Here is a 12,238-nt window from a genome sequence, read left to right on the forward strand (position 1 = left end):
ATGTTGAAAAAAAATAAAAATAGGGCTGAATTCTTGAGTGGATTTCAGCCCTATTTTTATTCCTGACCTCGATCAAGAATTGGGATAACCCTTCACAATTCTAGCAATATACTTTCCAATGATATCAAATTCCAGATTTACAAGATCACCAATCTGAAGCTGATGGAAATTGGTGAACTCATAGGTATATGGAATAATCGCTACAGAAAACTTACCTGGTTTTGAATTGAAGCAGGTTAAACTGGTACCATTGATCGTAATAGATCCTTTTTCTACGGTGATATTACCCAGGCCTCCATCATACTCAATATCAAATAACCAGCTTCCATCCTGATCAGAAATAGTTTTTACCACTCCTATTTGATCTACATGTCCTTGTACAATATGACCGTCAAAACGTCCATTTGCAGGCATGCAACGCTCCAAATTAACCTTTTTCCCCTCAGTCCATTGGGATAGATTGGTCTTTCGAATGGTTTCATCAATTGCAGTTACCCGATAGGAATCTGGACTGGTTTCCACTACTGTCAGACAAACTCCATCGTGGGCAAGGGATTGATCTATCTTCAATTCAGAACTTAAAGTCGATTCCAAATCAAAATGAACATTGGTCCCATCTTTTGTTATTTTCTTAATGGTTCCGAAAGATTCTACGATTCCTGTAAACATGTTTTTTTAAACTTCGGGCTTTCAATGAGTAAGCAAAAATTGCAATTTAAGAGTTCAAATTAAGCCAATTATTCTTTTATCTTCGATCACAGAATTTAAAATAACACATTCAAAAATGCTGAAACTAGAAGATACCTACCTCCACAAAGGCAAACGAAAAGCGTTAGTTGCTTTGCTAAGGGAAAAGGGAATCAAAAGCGAAAGTGTTTTGGAAGCCATCAATAATTTACCCCGCCATTTTTTCTTTGACTCCGCACTGATCTCTCACGCCTACGAGGATAAGGCATTTCCTATTGGAGAAGGCCAAACCATCTCTCAACCCTATACCGTAGCCTTTCAAACGGAGTTATTGGACATTCAACAAGGAGACAAAGTTCTTGAAATCGGTACAGGGTCTGGATACCAAGCAAGTATCCTTCATCTATTAGGAGCAGAAGTTTATACGATTGAATATCAAAAGAAGCTTTATGAGGGCACCAAACGGTTTTTGGGAAGACTAGGTATTCATATGAACCTCTTCTATGGTGATGGTTCAGAAGGACTACCATCCTATGCCCCATACGATAAAATATTAGTCACCGCAGGGGCACCCATCGTTCCGAATGCCTTATTAAAACAATTGAAAGTCGGTGGTGTTTTAGTTATTCCTGTTGGAGATAGAAGAAGGCAAACAATGCTCAGATTGACCAAAAAATCTGAAAAACAAATCGTTCGTGAAGAATTTGATTGGTTTGCCTTTGTTCCTTTATTGGGAAAAGACGGCTGGAAGAGGTAACCCAGTCTCCTGAATCCAAAATCAGAATTTTATTCTGTTTTATTGATTAAAATTACTTTTTTCAAAATTTTATATATATTTTTAAGGCAAAATTAATCCTATGGCTAAGAAAAAATTTGCTAAAGAGTCTGCAACCATCATGACTGAGATGGTTCTTCCAAATGACACCAACACCTTGAACAACTTAATGGGAGGTAAATTGATGCATTGGTTGGATGTAGTTGCTGCCATAGCTGCCCAGAAACATTCCAATAGGATTGTGGTGACTGCTTCCGCGGATAGTATCTCCTTTAAAGAGCCTATCGCACTAGGGAATGTAGTCACGTTAAAATCAAAAGTGACTAGGGCATTTAATTCTTCTATGGAAGTATTTATAGAAGTGGTTGCCGAAGACATTCCTGCCAACAAAAAAATCATGACCCATCGGGCATTTTTTACATTCGTAGCGGTGGATCAAAATGGAAAACCCATTGAAGTACCTGAGGTAGTTCCCGAAACGGAAGAAGAAATAGAGCACTATGAAGGAGCACTGAGAAGACGACAACTTCGCCTAGTGCTTTCCCAAAGAATGAAACCTGAAGATGCGGTAGAATTGAAATCCATCTTCAATTTGCCAGGAACCAAATAAAAAATTAAGAAAGGACAGAAGTATTTGTCCTTTCTTTTTTTGCTAACAGCCGATTTTTGACCAATTTCCCACATGGAAAATTTAAGTCTCCAAGAACTTCAGTTTTTTCTGGAAGAAGACCTTTTCTTATTGCCAGAAGATGCCAAAAAATTGAAAGATCAACAATCAAATTCAGATCAGACTTCCAGTCTTGAAGCTCCAAACCGTTCGGTCAAAGAGGTTCAGGAAACCTACGAATCAACAATCAGTAGTACTGAACTTGCCAAAGAGGAACTACCTCCTATTCAAGTAAAAGGAAATTTCACAAAAGGATTATTGATTGTGCATGAAGAGGATGATTTATCCGAGGAGGTCATGAACATGCTGGTCAAAATGATCAATGCTGTTGGTCATTCCATGAATGAAGTTGGCTTGGTTTCCTCCAATATCTTGGAGAACAGAACTTTAGAGGAATTTGAAGCGTTGAATGCGCATACTATTCTGAAGTTCGGTAAAATCAAGCACGCTGTCAATTCGGTTCCTGCGATTCCTTATGAAGTTTTCACCGACCTTGAAACCCAATATCTATTTGCAGATGCCTTAGGACAAATCGCAGAAGATAACACGTTGAAGCGCAAACTTTGGAATGCCCTTCAAATCCTTTTTAACATTAAAAAATAATATGAGCTTAACTCCAGAACAGCACACTTGGGCCAGAAGATTTAAATGGATCAGCCTTATTGAAGGCATTTCTTTTCTTGTCCTTTTACTGATTGCCATGCCATTGAAATACATGCTGGACATGCCTATGGCCGTGAAAGTAGTAGGTTGGGCTCATGGCTTATTATTCATTATTTATATCTACACAGTTTTCCCTACTGCCCATAAATTAAAATGGGGATTCAGTAGAACCTTTTTCGCTCTAATCGCCTCTGTTTTGCCATTTGGACCTTTTATTTTCGACAGAAATCTAAAGAAAAGTCAACACGTAGATTTATAGCCTATGGCTTTAATCAGTAAAAAGAAGAAGATATATCCCATCAGTCCTGGCTTAAGAAGGTATTTGATCAAATACTCCAGAGAGGTGGATATTCCTATCCATTATCATGAGCTTCTCCGTTATTCCAGTTCTATCGCCTTGTATGATTCCAAGGACCAAGACACCTTGTGGGAAACCGTTTTTTATGATCAATCTGACAGGGAGGAAATTCATTTAAATGTAAAGAAGATCTATGCGCTGTTGAAGGCAGGTGGAGACATGTCAGTCATGGAGCACCTATATGTTGACCGGATTGATTTATGTATTTATGGGAATACCCAGCCATTTCGGGTGAGGATAGTCAATAGAATCAATGACAACTTTGACTATTTCTACATTAAAAATGCAGACGCTTCCCGGGTATATGGATTAGAACTGGAGCACTTACTCTCTCCTAATAGGATTAGCTATTTGGTTCATCAAAACACGTTGATAGAGGAACATATTGCGGGTATTCCAGGAGATAAATTTATGCGAATTCACATGGAAGATTCGCATTTAAACCCTATTAGGCTTGCCAAGGAGTTTGTCAAATTCAATGAGCGATGTTTTGTGAGATTATTGGGAGACATGCATTCCGCTAATTTCGTGATTGACGTCACACCCGATTTTGAGGAAACCCATTATAGAATCCGGGCCATAGATTTTGACCAGCAATCATACGAAGGAAAAAAATCCATCTACCTACCGCAGTATTTTAAAGAAAACAACATGTTGATCCAGCTAGGGATGAAATACATCACTCCTGAGTCAATGCATCAATATCAAAAAGAAGAGAGGGCACTGATTGCACACCGATTAAGATCCTCGCAAAAAGGAATTGATGATATCCTGAGGGCAATGGAGCATGACAAAATTTCATTGCCAGAAAACATCGATTCCTTGAAGAAGGATTTGGCGAAGCATTATTCCAACGAAAAGTTTTTAAGCTGCCATAACATGGGACAGATCTTAAGAATTAGCTTGGAACAACTGATCAAGAAATAGTCCTTTGTCAACATTTTTTATTTTTTACATGAGGAACCTATTCATCCTCTAGAAAAAGCTTAACTTTTTACCTGAATAGATTTATCCACCACCAATTTTAAAAACCCATGAAGACACGTTTTTTTTCGGGTCTGCTTCTTGGTTTACTGGCATGTCAAGCTCTTTTCGCTCAAAAAATTGACGAGGAGTATGGTGCTAAAATCCAAGAGTATACCACGGACCCAAGGTTTTTGCCTTCCTCCGTTTTAGGAATTATTGATCATCCAGAAATCCCTTCACCCAAAAAGCATTTTGGACAAATCATTGGTTCACCAGGCATCATGCATGGGACAAAGGAAATATATGGCTATTACCAGTTATTGGCAGAAAAATCCCCGCATCTAAGCATAGAGCAAGTTGAAACCACTGAGGAAGGCAGACCTATTTATATGGTCATTATTGGTGGAGATGACAGCATGAATCGCCTGGATCATTATAAAAGCCAACTATCCAAACTGGCTGATCCAAGAATCACATCTTCCGAAGAAGCAAAAGCTATTATTGCTGATTCCAAGCCTGTCTATTATTTGAATGGAGGGATGCATTCCACAGAAATGGGGTCTCCTGAAATGTTGATGGAATTGGCTTACCGATTAATTACCAGTGAGGATGAGGCAATCAAAAATATCAGAGAAAACCTCATATTATTGATCAACCCAGTATCGGAACCAGACGGCAGAGACAAACAGGTAGATTGGTACCATAGATATACCAAAGCAAGAACGGAATGGGATGATGGTTTTCCTCGCTCTACTCCCTATTGGGGAAAATACGTCTTTCATGACAATAACAGAGATGGTCTGCAGGTATCACAGGGGATTACCAAAGGGATTTTTAAGATCTTCTTTGAATGGCATCCCTTAGTCATGCTTGACTTACATGAATCAGTGCCATTACTCTACATATCTACTGGCACAGGACCTTATAATGAACAAGTGGATCCTATTACCATCAGTGAATGGCAAATTATGGCAAATAGTGATATAGCCAGTCTTGCAGGTCAGGGCATGCCTGGAGCTTTTACTTGGGCATTTTATGATGGTTGGTGGCCTGGTTATGGCATATGGGTAGCAAATAATCATAATTCCAATGGTAGGTTCTATGAAACGTTTGGTAATGCTGGAGCCAACACTTATATGAGAGACCTCTCCAATGCCAGATATGCTGGAGATCCCGCTACCAGCAGAGAGTGGTATAGACCAGATCCACCAACCGAAAAAGTATATTGGTCAGCCAGAAACAATGTCAATTACATGCAGGCAGGGGTATTGGCCTCTCTGACCTATGCCGCTCATAATGGAGAACAGCTATTAAAGAATTTTTACCAAAAAGGGGTGAATTCCATCCAAAAAGGGAAAACAGAAGGACCAAAAGCCTTTATTATTCCCAAGGAGCAGAAAGATCCTGCCATGGCTGCTTATTTGGCAAATCAACTACGTGCTCAACATATTGAAGTTCATCAGGCTGTTTCAGGTGAAAATGAAGGCGATTACGTGGTGTTGATGGATCAACCCTATAGAAACCTTGCGTACAATTTATTAACTGAACAGAAATACCCTAAAGAGGCGAAGTTCCCTCCATATGACGACATTGCATGGACGTTGGGCTACCTCTATGGGGTGGATGTTGAAAAATCAGATAGCATTTCTTATGAGGACCAAGACCTTCAATTACTGACTGAGGATGCGGTTTACCAAGGAGCAATTTCAGGCAATGGAAAAAATTATTTTATTCCATACCAAGCTCAAAACACTGTCTTACCTGCTTTGTATTGGCTGAAAAAAGAAAACCAAAACGCAAGCATTCAAATCATTGAAAAGGAATTTGTTTTAGATGCTGACACACTCCCAAAGGGCTCTGTATTCTTGGAAGGGATTTCTAACAAACAAGCAGATCAAATTGCCTCGGAATTTGGACTAGACTTAATCCAAGGAAGTCAAACACCTGATTCGGACAAGGTTCATGACGTGACTTTACCTAAAGTAGCAATTTACCATACCTGGTTTAATACCCAAGATGAGGGTTGGTCCAGGTATACTTTTGAGCAAAGGGGAATTCCTTATACCTCCATCGACAAGGATGATTTAAAGGCAGGAGGATTAAAAGATAAATTTGATGTGATTTTAGTCCCTAGGGCTCGCGGAAATGGAGCAAACTTTATTCATGGGGTAACTACAGAGTTTGGTCCTTTACCATTTACAAAGACTGCTGAGTATCCTTCGCATGGATACCCTGATTCCTCTCCAGACATCACGGGAGGACCTGGCTTTGCCGGAATGGACAACTTGAAAAAATTTGTGGAAGAAGGCGGAGTAATCATCACTTTGGACAATTCTACCAATATGGTAGCAGAAACGGGAATTGTAAGAAACTTGGATTCTTATTCCGCTTCTGGTTTATTTCACCCTGGCTCAGTCGTAACGGTAAAAATAAAACAATCAGAAAGTCCTGTTTTATATGGGTTCCCGGAAACCTTTCCAATTTTCAGAGGTAATGGACCGCTCTATAGAGTAGATCTTAAGGATAGGGATATGATGCTTCTACAATATGGAACCAAGCCCCTGAAAGACGAGATAGCCTACCAAGGACCTATCATGGGCAAACCTGATCAAGAGAAAGTAGAGAAAAAGAAGGATGAGAATGGAAAAGATGTTCCGTATGTAAGATCGGGTATGGTAAGAAATGAACAAACCATTATTGGTCACGGGTCCATTTTCAATATACCTGTGGGAAAAGGAACTGTATTGGCATTCACCTTTGACCCATTACACCGGTATTTGAATCACCATGACGCTCCTCTGGTTTGGAACGCCTTGATCAATTGGAATCATTTGAAATAGTTTAAAAGACAGAGGCCATCGAGTCTTTTTACCCCAAAAAAAGGGATTGAATCAAATAAGATTCAATCCCTTTTTTTATAGAGCTACTAACTTCCTCAAATAAGCTCCGTATCCACTTTTACCAAGTTTATCGGCTTCTTTGAGCAATTGCTCCTTATCGATGAAACCATTTCGATAGGCGATCTCTTCAATGCACCCAATCTTTAGTCCCTGCCGTTCTTCAATAACTTCTACAAACTGGGCTGCTTGCAATAAGGATTGATGGGTACCGGTATCCAGCCAAGCTGTTCCCCTATTTAAAATGGCAACCTGAAGCTGACCATGTTTTAAATATTCATTGTTGATATCTGTAATTTCCAACTCACCTCTAGGGCTTGGTTTAATGCTCTTTGCGATTTCAACCACTCTATTGTCATAAAAATAAAGTCCTGGTACGGCGTAGTTTGATTTAGGCTCAGCAGGCTTTTCTTCTATACTGATAGCTTTTTGGTTCTCATCAAAAGCAACCACACCATAACGGTGTGGATCATTTACGTGATAAGCAAATACGACCCCACCTTGAGGGTCTGTATGTTCTTGAAGGGTTTTATGTAAACCAGATCCGTAAAAAATATTATCTCCGAGGATCAAGGCTACTTTATCATTCCCAATAAATTCCTCTCCAATGATAAATGCCTGTGCTAATCCATCCGGACTTGGCTGCACTGCGTATTGAAAGTTACAACCCACTTGTGAACCATCTCCTAGGAGCCTTTCAAAGGCTGCATTATCGTCAGGAGTAGTAATAATTAAAATATCTTTTATCCCTGCCATCATTAGGACAGAAAGAGGATAATAAATCATCGGTTTGTCGTAAACTGGCATGAGTTGCTTACTCACCGATATAGTCAGAGGGTATAATCTGGTTCCAGACCCTCCTGCTAAAATGATTCCTTTCATATAGAAATTATAAAAATCAAAAGTAGATTGAGGTGACAAAACTACAGATTGCATTACATTTTAAAAAATGACATGAAAATTCTACTAGTTTCCATTGGAACAAGAGGAGATATAGAACCATTTTTAGCCCAAGCTGAACTTTTAAAACATGCTGGTCATGAAATAACATGTCAATTCCCAGAGCAATTTCGAGAGTTGACCGAAGCACTGGGATACTCTTTTTTAGGTTTTGACAAAGGTTTTCTGGAAATGCTGGAAAGTCAAAGCGGAAAAGCAGTTATGGGAGGTGGAGGTGCTTTTAAACAGCTGAAGGGATATATTAATTTGATAATGAATTCTCTGAAAATCCAGAAACTGATTGTTCAGCAACAAAAAGAGGCATTGAAAGAACTAAATCCTGATAAAGTCTTATTTCATGCCAAAGCCTTGTATCATTATTTAGCAGCAATGGAAAACCCTAGGAAGTTTATACTTCTTTCTCCGTTGCCCTGCTTAATTCACCCTGTCAAAGAATTTCCTCATATAGGATTAGCAAAATGGAAACCTTTCTCCGAAAAGTGGAACCTAAAATCCTATGGATTTGTCAATGGAGCCAGATATGGGGTAATGAAACGTCTACTTAAACCCTATTACGGCGATTTTCCCAAACTATCCATCAATTCAAAAACATTAAAGACATTCGAATCCACTCAATTAAGAACTCTTTATACAATTTCTCCAAGTCTATTCCCCTATCCAGATTATTGGCCTAAGTCAGCCAAAATCACGGGATATTTCTTCAGAAACCAAATGAAGAACTACCAAATCGACTCGGAGTTGAATGATTGGATTGAGAAACACCCCAAGGCTGCTCTCCTGACTTTCGGCTCTATGACGAATCCAAACCCAAAGAAATATTCAGAACTTCTTATCCATTTGTTGATCAAACATCAGATCCCAACCATTGTAAACCTTTCTTGGGGTGGACTTGAGAAAATAGAGATGGATTCAGATTTAATATTTTATGTAAATCAGGTACCTTATGATTGGGTTTTGCCAAAAATATACGGAATGATCCACCATGGAGGATCAGGCACAACTCATCATGCAGCGATCAATGGCTGCGTTCAGCTGATTATTCCTCATATCGTCGACCAATATTTCTGGAACAGGCTTATCTTAAAGAGAGGCTTAGGGCCAGAAGGTACCAGCATTCATAAAATTACTTCCAATAATTTTGAAAAGGCTTTATTGGAATTTTGGAATCAAAAAGACTTTAAAACCCAAGCTGATGCAATAGCCAAGGGAATGATCAATGAAGCATCTAAAGAAAAAGTCATTAAAGAAATCACTCAAGATTAATTCTCCATGAAATACATTCAATCCCATCTCTTCCTACTCACCATGCTAATTTTTAGTTCCTGCCAACAAGACAATCCGGTTGTTTTTCAGCCTTCAGCAGGAGAACAATTTCGCCCGGTATATCATTTTACCCCCGAAACTTCATGGATGAACGATCCCAATGGCATGTTTTACCTGGACGGGGAATACCATTTGTTTTACCAATACTATCCTGATAGTACAGTTTGGGGGCCTATGCATTGGGGACATGCAGTTTCCCGGGACCTCACTCATTGGGAGCATCTTAATGTCGCCTTGGAACCAGATAGCCTGGGATATATATTTTCAGGTTCCGCGGTCGTAGATTCTAAGAATAGCTCTGGTTTAGGAACTGAGGAAACTCCTCCTATTGTAGCAATATTCACCTATCATGACCCTAACAAAGAAAAAAGTGGATTGGTAGAGATAGAAAGCCAAGGAATAGCCTTCTCCTTAGACAAGGGTAGAACCTGGGAAAAATATTCGGGCAACCCTGTACTTCCCAATCCCGGGGCTAGGGACTTCAGAGATCCTAAAGTTCAGTTATTCCAAGGTAAGGATGGAGAGGAATTTTGGTTAATGACTTTGGCAGTTTCGGATCATATTGAATTTTATTCATCTGACAATTTGATTGATTGGGAAAAGATTGGGGAATTTGGAAAAAGGATCGGTGCACATGGAGGCGTTTGGGAATGTCCCGACTTAATTCCTATGAAAACGCCTTCTGGAGAACTTAAATACGTTTTATTGGTCAGTATCAATCCCGGAGGTCCTCAAAAGGGTTCAGCAACACAATATTTCATTGGAGATTTCGAAGAAGGAGTTTTTACTCCGGATGATACGATGATCAGGTGGATGGATTATGGACCCGATAATTATGCGGGAGTAACCTGGAGTAATATTCCATCTGATCAAGAAAGAGTGGTTTTAATTGGTTGGATGAGTAACTGGTTATACGCACAGGAAGTACCTACCAAAACCTGGAGGTCTGCTATGACTATTCCAAGAAGCTTGAGTTTAATTGACATAAAAGGAACATTACTATTAAAATCTGAACCTGTCGCAGAATTAAGCCTTCTTAGAAAAAGCAGTTATGAAATAGAGGTACAATCTGCCTTGCCTTCCGTAGCTACAGAACTTACTGTGGATATAGACAATGAGGAACCATTCTTTATCCACTTTAGGAATGAATTGGGAGAACAGTTTCGTATCACAAAGGAAAACGGCTTACTCTCAATTGATCGAACCAATGCTGGGATTTCAGGTTTCGACCCTGATTTTGCCGCCATTCACTCCGCTCCCATGAGTTGGCCAGCCAAGAATTTAAGAATCTTTCTGGATGCTCATTCCGTGGAAGTATTTGTGAATCAGGGGGAGCTAGTAATGACTTCTACTTTATTTCCTAATAGTCCTTGGAAAGAAGTAGAATTATCAGAAAACCTAAAAAACGCAAAGTTATTCTCATTAGAGAAATAGGTGGATTAAGCATTTTGATTCTTAGGTTTTTATGGATGACATTTTGGAAGGATTAGACTTAAGGAATGCGCATCAAGAACTGCTTTAATCAGTCTTTATGAACATCGCCATCTTAAAAAAATGGGAAAATCAAAAATCGAGGTGATAGACTATTTTGGGATAAAAATTCAATTCATAGACTCCAAACTACCCACATAAATGCTGGAGATCTATGATGGGAAATTAGCATCTGCATTAACAGCAGAAAGGTCTATCACAAATAATTGGCTCCAAATATTAAAGAGTAGAATTAAAAACTAGCCTGCTTTCCTTCCTTTTGATGGTTCCCAAAAAAGGAATTCCTTCGATTAAAAAATGCTTCATGGTTTAGGTCGAAAATGCTTTCTGCCTTTGTCCTGCACATTTTTTCCACCTAAACTTTTCTCAAAATTTTCATTCATATTAGGGCACTACAAAGTTTGTCTTACGTGATAAATGTTACCTTTTACTTCTTTTAACAACAATTAATTTTGAAAAGGTAATCCTAAAGACCAAAATCTTCGTATTAATTGTCAATTAAAAAGACTTTTACTTTCTACCTCTAATTTAAGTGCTATGAACCAACAATTTACACTACTAAAAAAAGCAGTTGAAGTTTTTCATTCCTATGGGATAAATCTCTCTGGCCAACAAAAAAATGCTCACTTTATTCAACAACTAGAAATGGATCCGATTTTTATTAACGGCCTCATTTTCGAATTGGAATATCAGCTGCATATCATTCTTCAAGATGAGCTACTAGGCCAGGTGAACACTCCCAAAGACCTGATCAATTTATTGTTGAACATTCCTCAGGACAATTAAAGACCATCAATTACTCATCATGACCTTGAATTCCTTGCTGTAAATAAACAACAAGATAGGTTAGCTTAAAAACAGAATTTAATAACGTTTAAGGCTGAATTTGTTTAGTCAACTCGTTTGAAGATTCGGTCTTCCAAACAAATAGAATTGGGAGGGCAAATGAAATGTAGCTCCGTGAAATTTGACTTGATGCTATAATCTGAGCTCGCAGATCTTGTCTGGACTAAAACTAGCATTTCCTTGGAATCATATTGTTTACCGGCTTCACCAACTTGGAAATAGGACTCTTGAAAAATTGAAACCACCCCGTCCTCCAAGGTATATATTCCAGAGAAATAATAATTGTATCCTAAATCCTTTGAATCCCCAGCATTCTTAATAATTCCCCAACCCAGCACATTCCCACTCGGTTTTAATTCAATGGTATGGGTCAGATCGAATGTATTTCCTTTCAATTCCATTTGGTATTTCCCTAACTCAGGTTGGCTTGGAAGCATTCCTTCTTTTTGCTCATTACAAGCAAAAAAAACAAAAGAACCTATTAATAATATCGCAACTAGCTGAATCCTCATTTTGGAAATACTTTGATTAAAAGCTACGTTAATTTACTGAAAATTAGAAGTCCTGAAAAAATAAAGGCTGCCTTTTCATTTAAAAGCAGCCTT

General features: G+C 38.7%; 12 protein-coding genes. 9 read left to right on the plus strand and 3 right to left on the minus strand.

What is annotated here, in order from left to right; genetic code table 11:
- Nucleotides 1–72: 72 nt before the first annotated feature.
- On the minus strand, nucleotides 73–669 hold the full coding sequence (locus BUR11_RS08285) for a riboflavin synthase (protein ID WP_074224367.1): 597 nt from the start codon (nucleotides 667–669) through the stop codon (nucleotides 73–75).
- A 115-nt stretch (nucleotides 670–784) separates the two neighbouring features.
- On the opposite strand from BUR11_RS08285, the gene BUR11_RS08290 reads away from it, so the two are divergent.
- The 6 genes from BUR11_RS08290 to BUR11_RS08315 all read left to right on the plus strand — a co-directional run bounded on the left by BUR11_RS08290 (nucleotide 785) and on the right by BUR11_RS08315 (nucleotide 6,956).
- Nucleotides 785–1,444 (plus strand): protein-L-isoaspartate(D-aspartate) O-methyltransferase, encoded by a 660-nt coding sequence (locus BUR11_RS08290; protein WP_074224368.1) that lies wholly within the window; start codon nucleotides 785–787, stop codon nucleotides 1,442–1,444.
- 100 nt (nucleotides 1,445–1,544) lie between these two features.
- Nucleotides 1,545–2,072, plus strand: a complete 528-nt coding sequence (locus tag BUR11_RS08295) for an acyl-CoA thioesterase (RefSeq protein WP_074224369.1) — start codon at nucleotides 1,545–1,547, stop codon at nucleotides 2,070–2,072.
- Between the two features lie 72 nt (nucleotides 2,073–2,144).
- Complete coding sequence (locus BUR11_RS08300; RefSeq protein WP_074224370.1) at nucleotides 2,145–2,732, plus strand: hypothetical protein; 588 nt, start codon at nucleotides 2,145–2,147, stop codon at nucleotides 2,730–2,732.
- A 1-nt stretch (nucleotide 2,733) separates the two neighbouring features.
- Nucleotides 2,734–3,051, plus strand: coding sequence for a DUF3817 domain-containing protein (locus BUR11_RS08305; protein ID WP_074224371.1), 318 nt, complete (start codon nucleotides 2,734–2,736; stop codon nucleotides 3,049–3,051).
- Between the two features lie 3 nt (nucleotides 3,052–3,054).
- Nucleotides 3,055–4,077: a hypothetical protein gene (locus BUR11_RS08310; RefSeq protein ID WP_074224372.1), complete on the plus strand. Its 1,023-nt coding sequence runs from the start codon at nucleotides 3,055–3,057 to the stop codon at nucleotides 4,075–4,077.
- Between the two features lie 107 nt (nucleotides 4,078–4,184).
- Nucleotides 4,185–6,956, plus strand: a complete 2,772-nt coding sequence (locus BUR11_RS08315; protein ID WP_074224373.1) for a M14 family zinc carboxypeptidase — start codon at nucleotides 4,185–4,187, stop codon at nucleotides 6,954–6,956.
- Nucleotides 6,957–7,031: 75 nt separating this feature from the next.
- Here the strand turns inward: BUR11_RS08315 and rfbA are convergent, their stop codons facing one another.
- Nucleotides 7,032–7,895 carry a glucose-1-phosphate thymidylyltransferase RfbA gene (rfbA, locus tag BUR11_RS08320; protein ID WP_074225175.1) on the minus strand — a complete coding sequence of 288 codons (864 nt, stop codon included), beginning with the start codon at nucleotides 7,893–7,895 and terminating at the stop codon, nucleotides 7,032–7,034.
- Between the two features lie 72 nt (nucleotides 7,896–7,967).
- On the opposite strand from rfbA, the gene BUR11_RS08325 reads away from it, so the two are divergent.
- From BUR11_RS08325 to BUR11_RS08335, 3 genes are all read left to right on the plus strand, one after another.
- On the plus strand, nucleotides 7,968–9,236 hold the full coding sequence (locus BUR11_RS08325; protein WP_074224374.1) for a glycosyltransferase: 1,269 nt from the start codon (nucleotides 7,968–7,970) through the stop codon (nucleotides 9,234–9,236).
- Between the two features lie 6 nt (nucleotides 9,237–9,242).
- Nucleotides 9,243–10,730: a glycoside hydrolase family 32 protein gene (locus BUR11_RS08330; protein ID WP_074224375.1), complete on the plus strand. Its 1,488-nt coding sequence runs from the start codon at nucleotides 9,243–9,245 to the stop codon at nucleotides 10,728–10,730.
- Between the two features lie 594 nt (nucleotides 10,731–11,324).
- On the plus strand, nucleotides 11,325–11,573 hold the full coding sequence (locus tag BUR11_RS08335) for an acyl carrier protein (protein WP_074224376.1): 249 nt from the start codon (nucleotides 11,325–11,327) through the stop codon (nucleotides 11,571–11,573).
- A gap of 104 nt (nucleotides 11,574–11,677) precedes the next feature.
- Here the strand turns inward: BUR11_RS08335 and BUR11_RS08340 are convergent, their stop codons facing one another.
- Nucleotides 11,678–12,145 (minus strand): hypothetical protein, encoded by a 468-nt coding sequence (locus BUR11_RS08340; protein ID WP_074224377.1) that lies wholly within the window; start codon nucleotides 12,143–12,145, stop codon nucleotides 11,678–11,680.
- Nucleotides 12,146–12,238 lie beyond the last annotated feature (93 nt).

It is taken from the genome of Algoriphagus halophilus, assembly GCF_900129785.1.
GTDB classification, from domain to species: domain Bacteria; phylum Bacteroidota; class Bacteroidia; order Cytophagales; family Cyclobacteriaceae; genus Algoriphagus; species Algoriphagus halophilus.